At 68.3% G+C, this 20,686-nt stretch carries 17 protein-coding genes and 1 pseudogene; 6 read left to right on the top strand and 12 right to left on the bottom strand.

The features are described from left to right. Window positions 1-409, top strand: a 409-nt coding sequence (locus NA11_RS42255; protein ID WP_141718156.1) for a helix-turn-helix domain-containing protein, incomplete at its 5' end; no start/stop codon positions are given. A 6-nt stretch (window positions 410-415) separates the two neighbouring features. On the opposite strand, the gene NA11_RS42250 is transcribed toward NA11_RS42255, so the two are convergent. From NA11_RS42250 to xylB, 4 genes are all read right to left on the bottom strand, one after another. Next, the gene (locus NA11_RS42250; RefSeq protein WP_069167742.1) at window positions 416-940 is read right to left on the bottom strand and encodes a DinB family protein; all 525 of its coding nucleotides are present in this window, start codon (window positions 938-940) and stop codon (window positions 416-418) included. A gap of 61 nt (window positions 941-1,001) precedes the next feature. After that, window positions 1,002-1,646, bottom strand: coding sequence for a maleylpyruvate isomerase family mycothiol-dependent enzyme (locus NA11_RS42245; RefSeq protein WP_245746571.1), 645 nt, complete (start codon window positions 1,644-1,646; stop codon window positions 1,002-1,004). A gap of 133 nt (window positions 1,647-1,779) precedes the next feature. After that, on the bottom strand, window positions 1,780-3,504 hold the full coding sequence (locus NA11_RS42240) for an N-acyl-D-amino-acid deacylase family protein (RefSeq protein ID WP_069167740.1): 1,725 nt from the start codon (window positions 3,502-3,504) through the stop codon (window positions 1,780-1,782). A gap of 97 nt (window positions 3,505-3,601) precedes the next feature. After that, the gene (gene xylB / locus NA11_RS42235) at window positions 3,602-5,014 is read right to left on the bottom strand and encodes a xylulokinase (protein WP_069167746.1); all 1,413 of its coding nucleotides are present in this window, start codon (window positions 5,012-5,014) and stop codon (window positions 3,602-3,604) included. A 77-nt stretch (window positions 5,015-5,091) separates the two neighbouring features. On the opposite strand from xylB, the gene NA11_RS42230 reads away from it, so the two are divergent. After that, complete coding sequence (locus NA11_RS42230) at window positions 5,092-5,610, top strand: hypothetical protein (protein ID WP_069167739.1); 519 nt, start codon at window positions 5,092-5,094, stop codon at window positions 5,608-5,610. Window positions 5,611-5,626: 16 nt separating this feature from the next. Here NA11_RS42230 and NA11_RS42225 read toward each other — a convergent pair whose 3' ends face one another. The 7 genes and pseudogenes from NA11_RS42225 to NA11_RS42195 all read right to left on the bottom strand — a co-directional run bounded on the left by NA11_RS42225 (window position 5,627) and on the right by NA11_RS42195 (window position 13,908). After that, entirely contained in the window at window positions 5,627-6,646 is a 1,020-nt protein-coding gene (locus NA11_RS42225) for a glycoside hydrolase family 172 protein (RefSeq protein WP_069167738.1), read from the bottom strand. 107 nt (window positions 6,647-6,753) lie between these two features. Then, a pseudogene (locus NA11_RS42220) lies at window positions 6,754-7,110 on the bottom strand (thioredoxin family protein); the annotation flags it as partial. Window positions 7,111-7,168: 58 nt separating this feature from the next. Next, on the bottom strand, window positions 7,169-8,650 hold the full coding sequence (locus NA11_RS42215; protein ID WP_069167736.1) for an FGGY-family carbohydrate kinase: 1,482 nt from the start codon (window positions 8,648-8,650) through the stop codon (window positions 7,169-7,171). Window positions 8,651-8,652: 2 nt separating this feature from the next. After that, a complete protein-coding gene (locus NA11_RS42210; RefSeq protein WP_069167735.1) occupies window positions 8,653-10,065 on the bottom strand; it encodes an L-fucose/L-arabinose isomerase family protein in 1,413 nt (470 codons plus the stop codon). A gap of 94 nt (window positions 10,066-10,159) precedes the next feature. Further along, entirely contained in the window at window positions 10,160-11,050 is an 891-nt protein-coding gene (locus NA11_RS42205) for a glycoside hydrolase family protein (RefSeq protein ID WP_218023493.1), read from the bottom strand. Window positions 11,051-11,089: 39 nt separating this feature from the next. Beyond that, the gene (locus NA11_RS42200) at window positions 11,090-11,566 is read right to left on the bottom strand and encodes a hypothetical protein (protein ID WP_069167734.1); all 477 of its coding nucleotides are present in this window, start codon (window positions 11,564-11,566) and stop codon (window positions 11,090-11,092) included. A 56-nt stretch (window positions 11,567-11,622) separates the two neighbouring features. Further along, window positions 11,623-13,908, bottom strand: coding sequence for an ATP-binding cassette domain-containing protein (locus tag NA11_RS42195; protein ID WP_069167733.1), 2,286 nt, complete (start codon window positions 13,906-13,908; stop codon window positions 11,623-11,625). A 62-nt stretch (window positions 13,909-13,970) separates the two neighbouring features. Here NA11_RS42195 and NA11_RS42190 point away from each other — a divergent pair, with 62 nt between their 5' ends. The 3 genes from NA11_RS42190 (at window position 13,971) to NA11_RS42180 (ending at window position 18,057) form a co-directional block, all read left to right on the top strand. After that, window positions 13,971-14,939: a helix-turn-helix transcriptional regulator gene (locus NA11_RS42190; protein WP_069167732.1), complete on the top strand. Its 969-nt coding sequence runs from the start codon at window positions 13,971-13,973 to the stop codon at window positions 14,937-14,939. 98 nt (window positions 14,940-15,037) lie between these two features. After that, entirely contained in the window at window positions 15,038-17,065 is a 2,028-nt protein-coding gene (locus tag NA11_RS42185; RefSeq protein ID WP_069167731.1) for a TRAP transporter permease, read from the top strand. Beyond that, a complete protein-coding gene (locus tag NA11_RS42180) occupies window positions 17,062-18,057 on the top strand; it encodes a TAXI family TRAP transporter solute-binding subunit (protein ID WP_069167730.1) in 996 nt (331 codons plus the stop codon). Before NA11_RS42185 ends, NA11_RS42180 begins: the two co-directional genes overlap by 4 nt. Before the next feature lie 58 nt (window positions 18,058-18,115). Here the strand turns inward: NA11_RS42180 and NA11_RS42175 are convergent, their stop codons facing one another. Further along, window positions 18,116-18,610 carry a C40 family peptidase gene (locus NA11_RS42175; protein WP_069167729.1) on the bottom strand — a complete coding sequence of 165 codons (495 nt, stop codon included), beginning with the start codon at window positions 18,608-18,610 and terminating at the stop codon, window positions 18,116-18,118. 767 nt (window positions 18,611-19,377) lie between these two features. Here NA11_RS42175 and NA11_RS42170 point away from each other — a divergent pair. Beyond that, entirely contained in the window at window positions 19,378-20,373 is a 996-nt protein-coding gene (locus tag NA11_RS42170; RefSeq protein ID WP_069167744.1) for a TAXI family TRAP transporter solute-binding subunit, read from the top strand. Window positions 20,374-20,686: the final 313 nt, after the last annotated feature.

The raw sequence follows: 20,686 nt of genomic DNA, 5'->3' as shown, positions 1-20,686 counted from the left end.
GACGACGGTGCGCCGCGGCAGCACGCAGCGGCTGGCGCACGCGATGACCGACGCAGTCGGCGAGAAGGTCCGCCTGGAGGTGCGCGATGCGCTGGGGGACAAGGAGTTCCGCGCCGACTTCGACGGCGGCGCCGCGCTCACCCTTGACGAGGCGGTGCGGTACGCGCTCGGTGCGGAGCCCGCCCCGCAACGGCCGATGGCGTCGAAAAACGCGGCGAGTGACGTACTTACCCGCCGCGAGAAGGACGTCGCCCGATTGGTCGCCGCCGGCTACAGCAACAAGCGGATCGCCGCGGAGTTGGTCATCTCGATTCGCACCGCGGAGAGCCACGTCGACCACATTCTCACCAAGCTGGGCTTCACCGCGCGCTCCCAGGTCGCGGCTTGGGTCAGCAGCAATGCGGTGTGAGCGGCGTCAGTCGCCGGTGGCGCCGTCGATGCGTTCGCGCAGCAGGTCGGCGTGACCGTTGTGCCTGGCGTACTCCTCGATCAGGTGGGCGTAGACCCACCGCAGGTTGTATTCGAGCTCGGGCCTGCGCGGATGTTTGAAGGTGTGTTCGAGGGACATGTCGATCACCGCGGCGTCGGCCAGCTCGATCTCGAGCCGGAACGTCGCGAAATCGGTTGCGGCGTCGGCCTCGTCGATATCGTCGAAGTCGCCGTCGATGTTGTCCACGCTGCAGTACAGGTAATCGATGTCTTCGGCCGCCGCGGCGAAGCGGAACCAGCCGCGCTCCACCTCGCTCAGATGCCGGACCAGGCCGAGCAGCGACAGCGTCGACGGCTCGAGCGGGCGCTGTTTGAGCTGAGCCGCGTCCAGGCCTGCGCATTTGACCAGCAACGTGTTGCGGTGAAAGTCGAGCCAGCCCTGCAGCATCCGCCGCTCGTCGGCGATCAAGGGCGCCTTGGTTCTGGTCACGTCCGGTGCAGTCCACGTCACGCCCAGACTGTAGCGCGGCGACGTCGTCGAGGACTCGCGATTATTTTCGTGACCAGGCGGGCTAGAGCACGCGAATGAACCGGGTGGCCTTGCTGCCGTGCAGTTCTCCGACGGGCAGCTTGCGCCCGCACAGCACCAACAGCAGGTCCTGGGCCGGTCCGGTGACCAGCGCGCCGCTGCCGTAGCTCCAGTCCAGATCGTCGGCGCGCAACTCGATGCCCCTGAGCTTGGCGTGGAAGAACTTGATGCTGTTGGCATCAACGGCGTCGAGCACGATGCGCAGCCGGTCCTCCGGTACCTTCCGATCGAGCCCGAGCGCCACCGAGATGTCCAGACCGTGGATCACATCGTGGCTCAGCGCGCCCGCGTAGCCGCCGCCCGGCGGCTTCCACGGATGGTCGATGTTGTCCCACAGCGATTTCAGCAGATCCTCGGGCGAGTACATGGCCGCGTCCATCTGCGCGGTGTGATTGGCCATCCGGTTGAAATTGCCTGCCGCCCGCACCATTTCGACCAGGAACCGGCCGCCCGACATGCGGTACGGCAGCGTGAGGTGGGCGACCACCTCGCGCACCCGCCACCCGCGGCACAGCGAGGGCGCGTCCCAGCTTGCGGCGTCCAGCCCGGCGAGCAGCTCGGCGAGGTCGGCCCGCTCCGCCATGATCGCCTGGCGCACCGGGTCCGCCATTGTTTGGATGTCCGTCATCGAAACCTCTCGTCGGCCGGGTAATGCTCCTTTTCAGACGATGCGACGAATGTAATAGGTCAAACGAGACATCGCGGACAACACACACGAGTTTTGGTCAGGCAATGTTTTACTCGCCCATTTACTCGGCTAATCAAGCGGGCGCGAGAAAGCTTCCCGCGTGCAGCGTCGTGCCGAAGCCAGCGGCGAACTCGCCGTATTCGTAGACCGATTTCCCGCCGACGATCGTCGCGGCGACCGCGCGATCATTGCGGTTGACCATCCGATCCATGCCGGGAATGCCAGGCACCGGCGCCTCGGCGTAGGCGGCGCTCGACCCATCGAAGCCCGCCGGATCGATGACGGCGATGTCGGCGCGCGCGCCCTCGTGCAGGCGCCCGGTGTCGAGGCCGTACCACTCGGCGAGCTCGCCGGTCAGCCGATGCACCGCCGCCTCGATCGGCATGAAGCGGCGCTGATGCGCCCGCTCCAGCATCCGCAGCCCGAAGTTGTAGAAGGCCATATTCCGCAGGTGCGCACCGGAGTCGGCGAAGCCGACCTGCACCGACGGCGAGCGCTGCAGGCGGTCGAGCACGTCGTCGCGGTCGTTGGCGATCACCGTGCGCCACCGCAGCTTCGCGCCGTGCGCGACGGCCAGGTCGAGCAGTGCGTCGGCCGGATGGATCCCGCGTTCGTCGGCGACCTCGCCGAACGACTTGCCGACCACCTCGGCCTCCGGGCACGACACGATTTGCGCGTCGTGCAAATCCCGGTGCCAGACCCGAGGGCCGTATTTCTTGGCGAGATCCTTGCGGAATTGCCTGCGGTAGGACTCGTCGGCCAGCAACTCGCCGCGCTTCATCACGTCGCGAATGTTGAGCGCGGCGACGCCGGAGCCGAATTCCTCGAACACGACCAGGTCGACGCCGTCGGCATAGACCTCGAACGGGACGGGAAGGTGCTGCCACCGGAATGCGGCGCCGCCCACCTTGTTGGCGATCCATGCCGCCGCGGTCGCCGCGCCTGCCGTGCCGCGGCTGGCCTTCACATCCATGCCTGCGATGAGTGTGGTCTTGAGCGGCTTGCGGAACCGGCCTGCGCTCTGTGCGAGGTAGCGGCGGATCTCCAGCGGTGCGGTGAGATTCGGGGTGCTCTGATGGATCCGATTGCGTTGCCGCAGAATATTGTTCAGCGCACCGTACTCGCGCCAGCTCGCGTAGGTCGACGGCAGCTGCCTGGTCGGGAAGCGCACGCCCTCCAGCTTCGAGAACGAGCTGCGGATGGTGGACAGTCCGAGGAACCCGGCGTCGAGGGCGTCGGTGAGCATCTGCCGCATGCGGTTCAGCTCGTCGGTGGTCGGTTTCGCCTGCGGATCCACCGCGCGACCCAATCCCATGACGGCCACCCGGATATCCGAATGCCCCAGGAGCACAGCCACATTCGCGCCGAGTGGGCGCGCGGCCAGCGCGTCGACGTAGCTGCGTGGGCTGTCCCAGTTCTTGTGCTCCTTGACCGCGGCGTGCACCGCGTCCCACGGCAGCGCCTCCACCCGCGAGAACATGTCCGCACAGTCGTCGGCGTCGGAGTACACCGTGGACAGCGAGCAGTTGCCGATCACCACCGTGGTGACGCCGTGCCGCACCGACTCGCCGAGCCCCGGACTGCCGAGCACCTCGGCGTCGTAGTGGGTGTGCACATCGAGCATGCCCGGTATGACCCATTTGCCCGTCGCATCGATGGTGCGCGTGCCGTCGGGCAGCGGCTCGGTGCTGATCGCGACGACCTTGCCGTCGCGGATGCCGACATCCGCCGTGCGCGGTGCGGAGCCCGCGCCGTCGAACACCGATCCGCCCCGAATCACCACGTCATACGGTTGCATCACAGCCCCTTCGATAACCGGCGGTATCCGGTACTCCCGGTAGTCAGTACATCGTCGCACGATCGGCACCGGTCGGCCGAGCTGTTTCCGAACGGGTTCAGTGATGCAGGCTTTCCCTGGCTCGCCGGTACTGTGCGCGGATCCGATGGCCGCTCGCCGGGTCGGCCGGTGCCGGGATCGACGCGACCGTGCGGGCCTGCCAGTCCGGTGGTTGCAGACCGCCGCGCAAAGCCCACGCCGCCTGCCTGGCGGCACCGAGCGCGACGTACTCGGTCGGCTCGGGAACGGTGACCGGAAGGCCGAAGAGCTGCGCGGCGATCTCGGCAACGAGCCTGGACCGTGCGGCGCCGCCGATCAGCAGCACGCGGCGGGCGTCGACGCCGGTGGCGCGGAGCTGATCGCTGGCCTCGGCCAAATTGGCGAGCATTCCTTCGTAGGCGGCGCGGGCAAGATGGTTGGGGCGCATGGTTTCCAGTCGCAGCCCGTGCAGGCTGCCCGCGGCGTGCGGCAGGTTCGGCGTGCGTTCGCCGGACAGATAGGGGAGCAGGACGAGTCCATCGGCGCCCGGCGGCGCCTGTGCGGCAAGCGATTCGAGCGCGGCAAGATCGACGCCGAGCAGCTCGGCGGTGGCGTCGAGCACGCGCGCCGCATTGAGGGTGCACACCAGCGGCAGGAATGCCCCTGTCGCGTCGGCGAATCCGGCGACCGCGCCGGTGGCGTCGGCGCTCGGCGCGCCTGCGTGCGCGAACACGGTGCCGCTGGTGCCGAGCGAGACCACCACGTCCCCGTCGCCGATGCCGAGTCCCAGTGCGGCACCGGCATTGTCACCGGTGCCCGCCGCGACGAGCGCGCCCGCTGGCGTGCGCCCCGCGGCCTCGGCTGGCGCGAGGACCCTGGGCAGCTCGGGTGTGCGACCCCGGAAGCCAAGGGCGAGCAGGTCTTTGCGATAGTCGCCGGTGGCGGGCGACCAGTAGCCGGTGCCGGAGGCGTCGCCGCGGTCGGTGGTCGGTTCGGGTGCCGACCCGGCGGCGCCACCGCGGAGCCGCCAGGTCAGGTAGTCGTGCGGGAGCATGATTGTCGCGGTGCGGTCGGCCGCGTCGGGCTCGTGATCGGCCAGCCAGCGCAGCTTGGCCACCGTGAAGGCGGCGAGCGGAACGCTGCCGACGGCGTCTGCCCAGGCCTGCGGGCCACCGAGTTCGGCGACCAGTTCCTCGGCCGCCGCCGCGGAGCGAACATCGTTCCACAGCAACGCATCGCGCACCGGCTGCCCGTCGGCATCGAGGGCGACCAGGCCGTGTTGCTGGCCGGCTACCGCGACCGCGTCGACTCGGTCGAGCAAGCCCGCGCCCGCCGTATCCAACGCATCCCACCAGGCTTGCGGCGGCGCCTCCGTGCCGTCGGGGTGCGGCGCATGTGCCTGGTGCAGGATCTCGCCGGTCTCCGCGTCGCAGACCACCACTTTGCAGGATTGGGTGGAACTGTCCACGCCGGCCACAGTTGCCCTACTCATCCCTTCACCTTGCACCCGCAGCCGCGACACCCGGCGCATTTCGGGTATTCCACGGCCGGATCGGGCACACTGGCCCGGTGACTGACGACCCGGACCGTGCCGACGTGCACGTCCGGACCGGTGACGGGACACCGGTGCCGGACCTGACCGACGACCTGCTCAGCGAGATGCTCGACGAGCCACCGGATCCGGATTGTCCGTTCATCGTGATCAACCGCGGCGACCACGAGTACATCCAGACCCGGCTGTTGCCGGACGGTGTCTACGAGCTGGAACATCGGGCGGCAGACGCGGACGGGCTGTTCCAGATGTACACCCCCGATGCCAGGCACGTGCGCGACGTGATGTGGGCGTGGGTGGACCAGAACCCGTGGTGGCGGGATGCGGTCGCCTGGTACCCGGTCGATCCGGCGGTGGCGGAGGTGCAGTCCATGCTGCACGAGTTCGACGATCTGCTCGGCGGCATCTCGGTGCTCGACGGTATCGAGGCGACCATGGACGACGCGCTGGCCCGCGCCGATGAACTGCTCGCGGATCTGTCGTCGGAGACCGGCGACGCCGAGGCAGGCGGCGCATCGTCCCGCGACGCGCCGTGAATCCCTGCGCCGTGCGTTACCGCGTGGCCTGATACCACCAGGCCGTGCTCGCGATGTCCGCGTCCACCAGCGGCAGATAGGCGTCGCCCTGCCAGCCGAGCGCCTGCACGGTGACGCGCACGTCGCGGTCGAAACAGATCGGGTCGCGCACATGCCAGCGGTACATACCGAATCGCTGGTCCGGCTGATAGATCTGGTCCGCGGGAATCACCTGGGGCAGACCGAGATACGCCGTGGAGTACCTCCGATACACGCCGCCGCCGAGGTCGAAATTCCAAGCGCCGCCGAAGTAGTCCTCGGTCCCGGTGCCGCAGATGGTGGGGAAGTCGGTGTCGCCGTCGAGATAGAACTTGAACTCGCCCTCACCCCACCAGCCCGGCGCGCCGGGCCGAATCGTCAGGTAGGTACCGACGTAACGGCCCGGCCCCGGCGTGGTGCCCATGAGCGTGTGGATGGCAGGGCTGCCCAACGGCGCGCTGCGCGCCCACGTGGCGTGCAGGTAGCCCGCGTTCGCAGGCACCTCCTGCTCGTCGTAGGTGACCTGGTAGTACACCGGAACATTGCGGCCACTGGAGTTTTCCAGCGTGATCCTGGCATGGGTCCGAAATGGCATGGGCCAGTAGCTGTTCAGGCCGCCTGCGGGATTGACGACGACCATCTCCGAATCGACCAGCGTCAGCTCGCCCAAGCCGTTGCAGAAGAAGTCGCCGAGCGGGACCTCGATCGCGGGCTCCGGCCGACCGTCCCAGTAGATGCGTACCGTCATCGCGCCAAGCACGGCACGGTCGGTGGTGAGCCACCAGTGCCGGACCACGCCGGGGCCGGAAACGTCTGCCAGCGTGGCGGTTTCGCCATCCGGCAGAATGATCGACGGGGAAACCTTCCAGCCCTGACCGAGGAATCGTGCGGCGTGCGCGCCCGTCCCCTCGGTCGCGCGGCCGCCTGCACCGGGAGCGCCTGTCGGATTCTCGGCGCTGATCGAGCGCGTGCGCGCGCCGTCCAACCGCCAGAGCTCCGTCGAACGCTCCGTGCTCATAACCCGGGCCAGCCGTACTGGATCGTGCCCGCCGGCGCGTGGCCCGCCTGTCGCGACGGACCCGGCGTCGGTGCGCTCTGGCTGTATGCCTCCACCTGTTGCTGGTCGGCCTGCCTGTTCATTTCCCTGCGGAGTTCGTCCATATCAAGCCATTTCACTTGTTGGATCAGATCTTCCAGTTTTTCCGGCGCGGGCACGCCTGCTTCCGAATACACCATCAGGCCTTCGCGAAAAGCCATCAGGGTCGGGAGCGCGGAGATGTTCGCCGCGGCACTGAGCTCGGTCTCGGCTTCGGTGTCGACCTTCGCGTGCACGATATCGGGGTGTCGGTCCGACGACGATTCGAAGATCGGCGCGAAATGTCGACACGGACCACACCAGCTTGCCCACCAGTCAACCAGGACAATGTTATTCCCGGTGATCACGGTGTTGAAGTTCCGCTGGGTAAGGGTCAGGGTGGGCATGAGGTCCTCACATGATGATCGACAGAGCAACCCTGCATCCTCGCATGGCTGCCGAGGATCAGGAAAGCGCCCCCTTGCGGTGTTGTTCGCGCGCCAGGAAATGCGTGATAGCGGTGCTGCATTCGTACAGCTCCCGGTAGTGCCGGTAGTACGAATCGTATTCTTCGGTGTGTTCAGAATAGGGCTCGATGGTGCCGATGACCGGATTCCAGCCGGATGTGTCGGCACCGGCTGCCTCGGCCGCCAGCAGCGCGTCGCCGAGGCAGGCGCCGACCGTGTCGGCGGGAAGTTGCTGGGGTAGTCCGGTGACGTCGGAGACGATCTGCGTCCACAACCCGCCCTTGGTGCCGCCGCCGACCGCGACCAGCCGGGCGGCGCGGCCGCCTGCCTCCGTCATCGCCGCGAGGTTGTGCCGCACGCCGTAGGCGATGCCCTCGAGCACCGAGCGGTACATCTCGGCTTGCCCGTGCCCGAGCGTCAGGCCCGCGATGATGCCCCTGGCATCCGGGTCGAACAGGGGCGTGCGCTCACCGGCGAAATAGGGCAGGGTCAGCAGCCCTCGACTGCCGACGGGCACCTGCGCGGCCGCGGCGACGAGATCGGTGAACTCGCCGCCGACCAGGTGGCGCAGCCAGTCGGTGACCGCGCCCGAGGTGGCCATGCCCGCGGCGAGAGTGTATGTGCCAGGCCAGGTTCCGCAGGTGCCCCACAGGCCGGGGTGCGGGCGCGGATCGGTGAGCACCTGGACAAGGAACATGGTGGTGCCGTACATGATCATGGCATCGCCCGGCGCCCTGACGCCGACGCTCGCGGCCTCGGCCCAGGCGTCGATGGTTCCGGTGGTGACCGGAAGACCAACGGGCAGACCGGTGCTCGCCGCCGCTGCCGCGGAGACCCGGCCGATCACCTCGGTCGGCCAGGCGAGTTCGGGCAGCCGCAGGCCGGGCGCCACCTGCTCGGCCCAGTCCGCGGCCCACTCGCGGCGAAGCAGGTCGTACATCGGGACGCACTGGCTGGCGGACTGGTGGTCGAGCACGTAGCGGCCGGTGAGCCCATGCACGAGAAAGGAACTCGCCATCAGCAGCATGCGGGTCTCGGCGGCGACCTGCGGTTCGTGCCTGGCCAGCCAGCGCAATTTCGGGCCGATGGCTTGGCTGGTGAGCGGGGATCCGGCCCGCTCCAGCACCGCCGCCGTGCCGAATTCGGCGTCGAGTTCCGCGATTTCGGTGGTCGCCCTGGTGTCGACGCCGTAGAGGATGGCCGGGCGCAGCGGGCGGCCGTTCGCGTCGGCGGGCAGCAGGCACGGGCCGATGCCGGAGACCGCGAGCCCGTCGAGCGTCGCGCCGTCCGCCGCGGCCAGCAGATCGCGGGTGATGGCGACGAAGTCAGCCCACCAGACGGTTTCCGCGTCGTGCTCCACCCAGCCCGGCCGCGGCGTGGAAACGCCGTGCGCACGTTCCGATCTTGCGGCGACGGCGCCGTCGGCCGTGACGAGCACGCCCTTCGAGCTCGAGGTGCCGATGTCGACGCCGAGGAACATCGTCACCGGGTGAACTCGTCGAGGCGGACCCCGAGCAGGTCACACGCCGCCCGCACGGTGGCCCGATGATCGCCGGGCACCGCGTGAATGTGGTTGGCGCCGAAGCGGGACAGGAAATCTTCGGCGCGCGCGTCGAGCCTGGCGAACGCGTGCGGCCACTCCCAGGTGGACTGCTTCATCAACGCCTCGTTGGTCGGCGCGTCGTAGGTCTCGAAATCGCCGAGCATCAACTGCATTCGGTAGTCGCCGTCCTGGCGGGTGAGGCGGGCCAGCGTCATTCGGCCCGGCGCGGCCAGATGATGCACCGAGGCGCCGCCTGCCGGGAAGAAGAACACCTCCGGATACAGGTGCACCTTGGCGAGGTTCTCCGCGGGATCCGCGCTGCGGGCGGCGAACCAGGTCGCGTGCTGACCCGAGTTGCAGAGATCCCAGATGTCGCGGTCGGCGTGGTAATGCCGCACATCCGCGAAAAGCACCGGGGTGTCGGCGATCTGCTTGAGCAGCTGCATGGTGAGCGCGCCGTCCATGTCCGCTTCGGTCGCGCAGACGTGTGTCTCCTTCGGCCCGTTCCAGTCGTACGGGTCGTTGAGGAACGCCTCGGTGATATCCATGGTGGCGAAGTACTGGGTGAGCTCCGGCTGCCCTTTGATGCCGGAGAAATCGAGTCGCCACTCGGCGATGAGCTCGCGCACCGCCAGGTACGAACGGATTTGGCGCTCCAGCAGTTCCGGTGTCAGCTTCGCGCCGTCGTAGTGCACGCCGGCGGCATGCTGTTCCAGCCATTCGCGCGCGGCCTTCGCCTCACCCGCGTCGGCCAGCTCGGCCCGCCGCACGATCTCCCACTGGTCGATCTCCTCGACATCGATGCCGAAGATCCGTTGCCACTGGTCGGTATTGGCGACCGCGGTGTTCATGCCCATCGGCCGCCCGCCGAAGCGCCCGAAGGTGCTGCCGCGCAGGCTCGCCACCGCCGCGGCCGCCCGGGCCCGCACGCCGATCGCCTCGATGAGCGCGGGATCTGCTGGGTCGCCCCACAATCGGGCGTGTGTGCGCCCGATCTGGTCCAGCGCGCCGCCCGCGGCGAGCATGCCGACCATGCCCGGCTGCACCGGGTCGATATTCGACAGCAGCAGCAACGGGCCGGGGGTCGCGCCCGCCGCCAGCATGGTGAAATGCGGGAAAGCCCAGACGGCATAGTGCAATACGGTCAGGTCGACGTCGGCCGCCGCGACCGCGCGTGCCACGCTCGTCGCCAGCGCGTTGTCGCTGATCGGCGCTTCGCCGCGGACCACGTGATGACCTGCCTCGGTCAGCGCCGCGACCAGCCGGTCCTCGGTGGTTCTGATGAATTCCGCGATACCCGCGTGCACATAGTCACGACCGTCGGAAATACTGATAACACCGATACGGGCCATGCCGTTCCCTCCCCGCGCGTGGGTGGTCGGATAGACGACTCGATCAACACATACCAGCCGTGCCGCGTCCCTTGGTGAGTTTCGGGAAATCGCCTCACCGCGGTACGGCTTTCGCGGATCGGAGATCGCGCGGCGGCAGGAAGGTCAGCGGCGCCAGGTACACACCACCCTGCCCCCACCCGGCGTGGGTGATCCACCATTCGTTGTTGTCGCGCACCAATTCGGCGGCGTGCGAATCGATATGGCCCACCTTGTCGCCGATGTGGAACCGGAACGGGCTGTCGCCGCGGAACGCGTCGGTGCCGACATAGTTCGGCCGCGGTCCGATGAACAGGTACCAGCAGCCGTCCTGCTGGACGACGAAGGGCGACTCCGTGTTTCCCGCCTCGGTGCCAACGGTCGGGTCCGTGTAGGCGATGTGCCGGTCGCCCCAGTGCACGAGATCGGTGCTGGTGCGGTAGGCGACCACGTGATGGCCGCCGAGGGGTGTGCTGTTCGCGCAGTAGTACATCACCCACTGATCGCCGACCCGGGTAACCATCGGGTCCCGCGCGTCGTACCCGTCCCGGAACAGCGGGCCGGAACGTCTACGCTCCCAATGGAAGAGGTCGGTCGAGGTGGCCAAGTTGATGGCCGCTGCGGTGCGATCCGGTCCGCCGCCCGCATAGAACATGTAGTACCGATCGTGCGCCTCGACCACGTGCGGGGCCCACAGATGCGTCTCGTCGTAGTAGTCCGGGTCGACCGTCAGCGCGGGCGGGTGCTTGGTCCACGGCCCGGCCAGCTCCGGCGCGGTCGCGTGCGCGAAGTCGATCTCGTTGAACGGATCGGCGGGCTCCGGATGCGTGATGCCGAAGAGATGCCATAGCCCGTCGTGGTCGCGGATCAGGGTGTGATCGTTGATGTACCAGGGTTCCGACTCGCCGTCGCCCGGATCGTAGATCCGGGTAAAGGCGCCCGCCGACACCACTTCGCGCATCGCCATGACACCATCATCCCGCTGCGGCCGCCGCTGCGGCGCGGATCACGGGGTTGCGGTGCCGCCGGTTTCCGTATTGGCGGTCCGCTGCCTGCGCCGCAGCACGGTCCGGTTGAAGGCGGCGGCGTTGAAATGCGCGCCGTACACGCCGCGGCCGGCGGCCCCCGCGAGCAGCACCACGACGCCCGCGAGCCAGTCGATATGCCAGAACGCCGCGACGACACCGGTCATCGAGGCGAGCAGGGCAACGCCCTTGGCGACCTCATCGGTGAGATTGGGCCCTGGACCGCTGTCCGCCTTGTGCAGTTCTCCGAGCATGATCAGCACTGCGAGCAGCGGCAGCGCGATGGCGAACGCCACCACCGAGATCATGCCGGACACATCGAGCGGTGCCGCCGTGAGGAAACCTTGCAGGATCACCACACCGACGGCGATCAGCCCGCCGTACATCAGGTTGTTCTGTTTGGCCCATGTCTGCTTTTCCGCAGGTGTGGCCAGCTTCTCGTAGTCGTCCGCGTCCATGCCCGAAGACCATACTCCGACATTTCGGGCCGATCCCGCCGTCGCGACCTGCGCCGTCATGCCGCGGCGGACAGGCTCCTGCGCAGATAATCCGCCGTGATCGAGCGCCGATCCGCGAGCAACTCCGAAGGTGTTCCGGCGAACACGATTTCGCCGCCGTGCAGGCCGGCGTCCGGGCCGAGGTCGATGACCCAGTCCGCGCGCTTGACCACGTCCAAGTCGTGCTCGATCACGAGCACCGTGTTACCCGCGTCGACCAGGCGGTCGAGCAGGGCGACCAGCGTGTCGACGTCGGCCATGTGCAGGCCGGTGGTCGGCTCGTCGAGCACGTAGACGCTGCCGCTGCGGTGCAGGTGGTCGGCCAGCTTGATGCGCTGGCGTTCGCCGCCCGAGAGCGAGCTGAGCGAGCGGCCGAGGGTGAGGTAGCCGAGGCCGACGTCGGTGAGCGAACGGAGCGGCGTGTGAATCTTGCTGGTGGTCTGGTCGTTCCAGAAGTCGAGGGCCTGTTCGGCGGTCATCTCCAGCACGTCGGCGATGGAGGCGCCTCGAACGGTGTAGCCGAGCACCTCGGCCCGATACCGGCGGCCGTGGCAGGTCTGGCACACGGTGGTGATCGGATCCAGGTAGGCCAGGTCGGTGAAAATGATCCCCGCGCCGCCACATTCGCCGCACGCGCCCGCCGAGTTGAAGCTGAACAGGCCGGGCTTCACGTTGTGCGCCTTGGCGAACAGGTGCCGCAGCGGATCCATGATGCCGAGGTAGGTCGCGGGGCTGGACCGGCGGGAGGCGTGAATTGCCGACTGGTTCACCACGATCGCGTCCGGGTGGGCGGCCACGAACGCGCCGGAGACCAGCGTGCTCTTGCCCGAGCCCGCGACACCGGTGATCGCGGTGAGTACTCCGGTCGGGAACTGCGCGGTCACGTTCTTCAGGTTGTATCGGTCGACGTCGGCAACGGTCAGCCAGCCGGTCGGCGTCCGCGTGCGCTGCTTGACCGGTTGCACCCGCCGCAGCCGCTCGCCGGTGGAAGTCCCTGAGGCGCGCAGCTTCTCGACCGTGCCCTGGAACATCACCTGGCCGCCGTGCCCGCCCGCGCCAGGCCCCATGTCGACCACGTGGTCGGCGACCGCGATGACATCGGGGGAGTGCTCGACCACCAGCACGGTGTTTCCCTTGTCCCGCAACTGGATCAGCAGGTTGTTCAACCGGCTGACGTCGCGGGGATGCATGCCGACGCTCGGCTCGTCGAAGATGTAGGTCATTCCGGTCAGGCTCGATCCGAGGTGCCGAACGACCTTGAGCCGCTGCGCTTCACCGCCGGACAGCGTCGAGGTCTCCCGGTCGAGCGAGAGGTAGCCGAGGCCGACCTCCTCGATCCGCCGCAGCCGGGTGACCGCGGCCGTCGCGATCGGCGTGGCCACCGGGCCGTCGAGGGCGGCAAGCACCTCGATCAACTCCGACACCTCGAGCCGTCCGTAGTCGGCGATGCCCAATCCGTTGATCCGCGTTGCCAACGCGGCCGCGTTGAGCCGCGCGCCCCCGCATTCCGGGCATACCTCCTCGGTGACGACCGACAGCGCTTCGGCGCGATTCTTGTCCGAGAGCCCGCCGAGGTCGCGCTTGATGTAGAGCCGGTCCATCCGCTCGAGCAGCCCCTCGTACGCGTTGTGTCCCATCGAGCCGGTCTTGTTCAGCCGCGGCACCCGGAACCCGTTGCCGCGCAGGAACAGCTGCCACTCCTCGGGGGTGAAGTCGCGTAATGGCTTGTCGGGGTCGAAGAGTCCCGATTCGGCGTAGATCTGCCATTGAAAGGTGCCGATCGCGAACGGCGCGAAGGTGATTGCCCCGTCGTTGAGCGACTTGTCGGTGTCCAGCAGCTTGTTCAGGTCCGGGCGGACCACCCGGCCGAGCCCGCCGCACTCGGGGCACATGCCGAGCGGGTCGTTGAACGAGTAGCGGGTGGCCTCGCCCGCGCTCGGCTCGCCGTGCCGGGAGAACAGCACCCGGATGACCGAGTGGATATCGGTCATGGTGCCGACGGTCGAACGGGAGTTGCCGCTGATCGGCCGCTGATCGACGACCACCGCGGGTGCCAGGTTGTCGATCGAGTCGGCCTCCGGCCGCTCGTACTTCGGCAGCCGATTGCGGAGGAACCAGGTGAAGGTCTCGTTGAGCTGGCGCTGCGACTCGACCGCGATGGTGCCGAAGACCACCGACGACTTGCCCGAGCCGGACACCCCGGTGAAGACCACGATCTTGCCCTTGGGGATCTCCAACGAGATGTTGCGCAGGTTGTTCTCGCGGGCGCCGACGAGCTGGATGGTGTCTCGGTGTGCATTCACCCTGCCAACGGTAGGCAGCAATGAGGTCAGGTTCGGTCCTCATTGCGCGCCATACTGGAACGGTGACCGAAACCGCCGCGCGCCTGCTCCAACTGCTCGCGCTGCTGCAGACCCGCCGTGAATGGACCGGGCCCGAGCTGGCCGCGCGGCTCGGGGTCACGGTGCGGACCGTGCGTCGCGATATCGAGCGGCTGCGTGAGCTGGAGTACCCCGTGCACGCGAGCCTCGGCTCGGTCGGCGGCTACCGACTCGAAGCGGGAACCGCGCTGCCGCCGCTGCTGCTCGACGACGAGGAGGCGGTGGCGATCACCCTCGGCCTACGCAGCGCGGCCCAGGGTTCGGTGGCCGGCATCGAGGAGTCCGCTGCCCGGGCGCTGGTCAAACTCCAGCAGGTGTTGCCGTCCCGCCTGCGTGGCCGGGTGGATGCGGTCGACGCGGCGACCGTCTCGCTCGGCGGCCCGGCCGCGGGCCCGCGGGTCGATCCCGAAACGCTGGTCGTGCTGGCCGCCGCGGCGCGCGACGGCGAACGAATCCGGTTCCGCTACCGCGATAAAGGTGATGCGGAGACCAAGCGCCTCGCCGAGCCGCATCGGCTCGTTTCGGCGGGGCGGCGGTGGTACCTGGTGGCCTGGGATGTCGACCGCGCGGACTGGCGGACGTTCCGGGTCGACCGGCTTGCGGCCCCGTTTCCGACTGGAGTGCGCTGTGCGCCAAGGGAATTGCCCACCGAGGACGCCGCCGCGTTCGTCACCGAGCAGCTGGCCCGCTCGCGTCCCGTGCGCAGTGCGGTCTTCCTCGTGCACGCCCCGGCGGCGGAGCTGATCGAGGCGTTCCCCGTCCGCGCCGACGAGGTCGAACCGATCGACGAGCACAGCTGCCTGATCCGCACGGGCGCCGACTCGCTGGAATGGACGGCCGTCCGCATCGCCCACCTCGGCCTCGACTTCGAGGTGCGCGAACCGCCGGAGATGCGACGCATGTTGCGCGACGTCGGCGCCAAACTCCTTCGCGCGGCAGGTGATCCGTCGTAGTCTGGTCGTCGCGGGGAGGTGGCCGGAACTGAAAAGCGACTGGTACCCATGTTTTCAATCCGCTCGTGCGTTCGGTCGCGCGTTGCTATCGTTCCGCCATGTCGAAACCGGGGGGCGATCGGGTGGATTCCGAGGCGCCCGATGAGGACCGGCCCCTGCTGGTAGAGGTCGATGACGAGGAGCGGCCCGCTCGGGTGCTCACCGGCCCGGCCGAATGGGTGGTCGCGACGGTCGCGTTCGCGGTCGCGATCCTGGTGGTGTGGCAGGTGTTTCGGCCGTTGCCCCAGGGGAGCCAGTACTACCTGGTGATCTTCCTGGCCGCGACGTTGCCGCTGATCTTCCTCGCGTATCGCTCCGGGGTGAAGTTCCTCGACCGGGCCGACGGGCCGGGAGTGGTCGACTGGCTGTTGGCCGCGCTCGCCGCGGTGGTGTGCCTCTATCCGGTGCTGCCGTGGACGATCGGGGACGGCGGCGGCGGATACAACGCCTTCCTGGATCGGCAGGGCCTGCTCGGGACCGTCGACGTCACCATGGGCGCACTGCTGCTCATTCTCGTGCTCGAGGCGTGCCGGCGGACCACCGGCTGGGTACTCATCGCGGTCTGCCTGCTCTTCGCGGCCTACGGGTATTACGGCGGATTTCTGCCGCAAGGCTGGAGCATCGCGCACGCGGGCCTCGACTTCGGACAGATCATCGACGCGCTGTACAACTCCGGCAGCGGCTTCTACGGCACGCCGCTGGATGTCGCGGCCACCTACATCGTGCTGTTCACGCTCTACGGCGCCGTGCTCGAATTCTCCGGCGCGGCACAGTTCTTCGTCGATCTGTCGGTGGCTCTGTTCCGGCGCTCACGCAGCGCGCCAGGTCGCACGGCCGTCGCCTCCGGATTCCTGCTCGGCACGGTGTCGGGCTCGGGCACGGCGACAACGGTGACCATCGGCGCGGTCACCTGGCCGATCCTGCGGCGGGCCGGTTATCCGCCCGAGCAGGCGGGCGGCATGCTCGCCGCGGCAGGCGTCGGCGCGATCCTGTCGCCGCCGACCCTCGGCGTCGCGGCGTTCATCGTCGCCGAATACCTCGAGGTGTCGTATGTGACGGTGCTCGGCTGGGCGCTGATTCCGACGGTGCTGTACTACCTCGGCATTCTGCTTGCCGTGGAGATCGACGCGCGCCGCCTCGGCACCACGCCGGTGGAGATCGGCGGCGCCTCCGCGGGGCGACTGCTGCTCCGGTTGGGCTATCACTTCCTGTCGCTGATCGTGATCGTCGCACTGCTGCTGCTCGGCGTCGGCGCCACCAAAGCCGTGGTGTACGCGACGTTGCTCGCGTTCGTCCTCGCCTTCCTCGACCCGCGCACCAGGGCGACCGCCCGCTCGCCGCGCCGGGTGTTCCACGCGATCGGCGGTGGCGTGCGTGCGGCGCTGCCGGTGGTGGCGGTGTGCGCGTCGGCGGGCGTGATCACCGCGATGACGACCAAGACCGGCCTCGGCTCCCAGCTGGCCGGCCTGCTGGTGCGGCTGGCGAAATCGTTGTCGGACAACCACACCGTGGTGCTGGCCTGCACCGTCGTGCTCGCGGCGATCGCGCTGGCCTTGCTCGGCCTCGCGGTGCCGGTGACGGCCTCGTTCATCATCGGCTGGGTGATCATCGGTCCCGCGCTCCTCGCGCTGGGCGTCTCCCCGCCTGCCGCCGCGATGTTCGTCTTCTACTACTCGGTGTTGTCCGAGGTGACGCCGCCGACGGCGCTTGCCGCGGTAGGCGCGGCCGCGGTGACCGGGGCCCGCACGGTGCCGACCATGTGGCAGGCCTTGAAATACGCGCTGCCCGCGTTCCTGGTTCCGGTCGTCTTCGTGCTGACCGACTCCGGCGAATATCTGCTCGGGCGCGGCCCGGTGCTCGGCATCCTGTGGACCACCGCCGTAGCTTGCCTAGGCGTCGCCGCCCTTGCGGTGGCCACCGGCGGCTGGATCCTCGGGATCGGTCCGGCTCGGCCGCCTGCCCGTGTGCTGGCCGCCGTCGGCGGTTTGCTGCTGCTGTACCTGGAGCCCGGCGCGCTCATCGCCGGTCTGGTCGCGCTGACCGCGGCCATCGGGGTCACTCTGCTCTCTCGAAGGAGAACGACATGAGAAGAGTCGCAATAGTTTTCGCGATCGCCACGGTGACGACCGGGCTGCTCACCGGATGTGGGGGCCGCCGCGACGCGCCCCACCACGACTCCGGCGCCCCGATCAGCTGCGAGGTGAAACAGGAGACCAGGGTCGGCATCGCCACCGGCAACGCGACCGGCGTGTACTTCGCGCTCGGCAACGCCTACGCCGACCAGATTTCGCAGGCCACCGGCGGCAAAGTGAAGGCAACCGCCGCGGAAACCGGTGCGTCCGTGCAGAACATCCAGCAGTTGGTCGCAGGCACCTACCAGGTGGCGTTCTCGCTCGCCGACACCGCCGCCGACGCCGTGACCGGCGCGGCGAGCTTCGACGGCAAAAAGCAACCGGTGCAGGCACTTGCCCGGCTCTACCCGAACTACACCCAGGTGGTCGTTCGCGCAGACGCAGGCATCAACTCCGTCGCCGACCTGCGCGGCAAGCGCGTGTCCACCGGTTCGCCCAAGTCCGGCACCGAGGTGATCGCACAGCGTGTGCTGCAGGCGGCAGGCCTGAACCCGGACAGCGACATCTCCGCCCAGCGCCTGGACCTCACCAAGACCGTCGACGGCATGAAGGACGGCTCCATCGACGCCATGTTCTTCTCCGGCGGCCTGCCGACGCCAGGCATCACCGACCTGTTCACCTCGGCGCGCGACAAGGTCCGCTTCCTCGATATCTCCCCGCAGCTGGCCGGGATGCGGTCCGTGAGCCCGGTATACGAGGCAGGCACCATCCCCGCGGCCACCTACGGGCTGCCCGCCGACGCGAAGACGATCGTCGTCCCGAACGTGCTGCTGGTCCGCGACGACCTGGACGCCGACCTGGCCTGTGTGCTGGCGAAGACCCTTTTCGATCGCAAAACCCAGTTGGAGCAGGCGAATTCCGCAGCCAAAGGCATCGCCAGGGACAACGCTCGCAATACCGAGCCGGTAAAGCTGCACCGCGGCGCCGACCACGCGCTGATGAACTAGCGTCCCGCCCAGGAGAGTTCGGCCAGGTGTTCGCCGACTCTCCTGGACGAGCCGCCAGTTACTTGCGTGGTCGGCTGACCGCGACGACCTGCGTTGCCGACCACGGCTTCGGGCTGCTGGTGGGCGGCGGCGCGGGGACGAGTCCGTCTGCGTGGAACCGGCGGGCCTCGGCGAACGGCATCGAGGCGATCGGCGAGATCATGACGCCCGTGCTGTAGGTGCCTGCGTGAATCACCTTGCCGTCACCGATGTACAGCGCCGAGTGGCTGCCGCGGGAGTAGGTCACCAAGTCGCCCACCTGGAGATCGTGGACGGAAATCGGTGTGCCCGCGGCGAGTTGCTGGTAGCTGGTGCGCGGTAGTTCCACGCCTGCCTGCTTATAGGACCACTGCACCAGACCCGAGCAGTCGAAGGAGTCCGGGCCCGCGGCGGCATAGGAGTAGGCGGCGCCGAGTTTGGATCGCGCTGCGTCGACGGCCAGCTCACCGACAGTCTTTATCGGCGCAAGAGTGTCGGGGGCAGGGAGGGGCGGCGCGAGGGGAGGCGACAGCATGGGCACAGGTGGAATCTCGAACGGTGGTGCCGGTGGCGGCGAAAGTGTGTCGGGCGGTGGCGAAGACGCGTCGGGTGGTGTGTCGGGTGGTGGCGCGGATGCCTCGGGTGGCGGCAGCGTGGCCGGGGGCGGCGCGATCCCGGGTATATCGAGCTTCGGTAGCTCGATTCTCGGAAGTTCGATCCCCGGGAGGGTCGGGAACTGCAGTCCCGGGAACGGGGACCACATGGGCGGAGCCCCGGTATCGGGTGGCCGGTCGAGGTTCTCGGGTGCGCCTGCGGGATCTGGTTCCGCACCCGACGCCTCGGACATTCCGGTTGTCAGCCCGACTGGTGGGTCGTCGGGTGCCTGCGCGCTGGGAAGTACCGCAGCGGCAATGGCGCTGACGCACACGGCTCCCGCTACCGCGGGTAGGACGTAGCCGTGTCGCAGGTACTGACAATATCGGCCGACGGTGGTCGACATCATTGTTCGGTCCTCCTGCTGAGAGAAGATCAGGGGTGGTGATCTGTCATATGCAGCGGATCCGAGTAGTCATGATGTGGACAACCGGCGTCGTCGGCGGCGGTGACACGCCTGAATCCAGATTGCGAAACGGAAACTAGCGACACGCCAACGTTTCTCACACGTCGTCGTTTCTCACACGTGGTCGTTTTATATCCGGCGGCGGGTGCGCGTTGGTATCGTCGCGGTTTGCCGAACTTCGCGGGCGCTGAGCCGGATTGGGCCGCGCAGGATCGGCGGCGTCGGTGGTCGTGGAGGATGAGATGAGCAGAGTGGCGGTAATCGTCGCGGTGGTGTCGGTGACCGCGGGCTTGCTCGCAGGATGCGGGAAAGACAAGGACGCGGCGCTCGTCGACGCCGGCGGTCCGATCACCTGCGAGGTGAAGCACGGGACCAAGCTCGGCATCGCCACCGGCAACGCGACCGGTGTGTTCTCGGTGCTCGGCAATGCCTACGCCGACCAGATCGCGCTGGCCACCGACGGCAAGGTGCTGGCCAAGGCCGCGGAGACGCTGGCCTCGGTACAGAACATTCAGCAGCTGGCGGCAGGCAAGTACCAGGTGGCCTTCGCGCAGGCCGACACCGCCGCCGACGCCGTGCTCGGCACCGGCACCTTCGACGGCAACAAGCAGCCGGTGCAGGCGTTGTCGCGGCTGTATCCGAGCTACACCGAGGTGATCGTGCGGGCGGATTCCGGCATCACGTCCGTCGCTGACCTGCGGGGGAAGCGGGTATCGACGGGTACGCCGAAGTCGGGAACCGAGGTGATGGCCCGCCGCGTCCTGCGGGCCGGTGGGCTGAACCCCGACAGTGATATCGCGGTGCACCGGCTGGAACTCACCAAGGCGGTGGCCGGGATGAAGGACGGCTCACTGGATGCGCTGTTCTTCACCGGCGGCCTCCCTACTCCTGGCCTCACCGAACTGTTCCGTACTGCCAAGGGACAGTTCCGGTTCCTCGACACCTCGGCCGAGCTGGTGGGGATGCGCATCCAGAGCCCCGCCTATGAGTTGGGTGTCATCCCGGCCGCCACCTATGGGCTTGCCGAAGACGTGCCGTCGATCGTCGTGCCCAACGTGCTGCTGGTCCGCGACAACCTCGACGCCGATGTCGCCTGTGTGCTGACCAAGGCGCTGTTCGATCGCAAGGCGCAACTCGAACAAGCGAACTCGGCGGCCAAGGGGATCGTCCGTGATCACGCGCGGGACACCGGGCCGGTGCCGCTGCACCGCGGTGCGGAGCACGCGCTGGCCAACTGAGGCCCGTGACAGGAGGTTTCGAGGCCGTTGTGGTGGCGTGGGTCACATTCGTGGCACCAGGGCCGGATGCCTGCCGATGCCAGGGGTCTTGACCTGCGAATTCTCTGGCTGTGCAGGCGATTTGACGTTGCGTTATCCGCCGCGTAACTTTATCCAAGTCAGAGCGACACGGACACCGACCCGGAGCCGAGAAGCCAGCGGAAACGCTGAGTGGAGGGCCTGGGAAACGAGGTAGGACGAGGAGCGCCTGGCCATCACACTGGCTCGACGGGACCCCGATTTGGAATCGGGAGATCGGCTGAGCTAAGCTTGT

Source organism: Nocardia altamirensis NBRC 108246, assembly GCF_001612685.1.
Classification (GTDB): domain Bacteria; phylum Actinomycetota; class Actinomycetes; order Mycobacteriales; family Mycobacteriaceae; genus Nocardia; species Nocardia altamirensis.
The sequence above is the reverse complement of the archived record's forward strand: the minus strand, read 5'-3'. Positions and strand labels throughout refer to the sequence as shown.

What these genes read in the sequence shown, in the direction of transcription:
- NA11_RS42245 (WP_245746571.1), bottom strand. Translation starts at nt 1,646, where the DNA reads ATGACGGACATCCAAACAATGGCGGACCCGGTGCGCCAGGCGATCATG.
- NA11_RS42240 (WP_069167740.1), bottom strand. Translation starts at nt 3,504, where the DNA reads ATGCAACCGTATGACGTGGTGATTCGGGGCGGATCGGTGTTCGACGGC.
- xylB (WP_069167746.1), bottom strand. Translation starts at nt 5,014, where the DNA reads ATGAGTAGGGCAACTGTGGCCGGCGTGGACAGTTCCACCCAATCCTGC.
- NA11_RS42225 (WP_069167738.1), bottom strand. Translation starts at nt 6,646, where the DNA reads ATGAGCACGGAGCGTTCGACGGAGCTCTGGCGGTTGGACGGCGCGCGC.
- NA11_RS42215 (WP_069167736.1), bottom strand. Translation starts at nt 8,650, where the DNA reads ATGTTCCTCGGCGTCGACATCGGCACCTCGAGCTCGAAGGGCGTGCTC.
- NA11_RS42210 (WP_069167735.1), bottom strand. Translation starts at nt 10,065, where the DNA reads ATGGCCCGTATCGGTGTTATCAGTATTTCCGACGGTCGTGACTATGTG.
- NA11_RS42205 (WP_218023493.1), bottom strand. Translation starts at nt 11,050, where the DNA reads ATGGCGATGCGCGAAGTGGTGTCGGCGGGCGCCTTTACCCGGATCTAC.
- NA11_RS42200 (WP_069167734.1), bottom strand. Translation starts at nt 11,566, where the DNA reads ATGGACGCGGACGACTACGAGAAGCTGGCCACACCTGCGGAAAAGCAG.
- NA11_RS42185 (WP_069167731.1), top strand. Translation starts at nt 15,038, where the DNA reads ATGTCGAAACCGGGGGGCGATCGGGTGGATTCCGAGGCGCCCGATGAG.
- NA11_RS42180 (WP_069167730.1), top strand. Translation starts at nt 17,062, where the DNA reads ATGAGAAGAGTCGCAATAGTTTTCGCGATCGCCACGGTGACGACCGGG.
- NA11_RS42175 (WP_069167729.1), bottom strand. Translation starts at nt 18,610, where the DNA reads ATGCTGTCGCCTCCCCTCGCGCCGCCCCTCCCTGCCCCCGACACTCTT.
- NA11_RS42170 (WP_069167744.1), top strand. Translation starts at nt 19,378, where the DNA reads ATGAGCAGAGTGGCGGTAATCGTCGCGGTGGTGTCGGTGACCGCGGGC.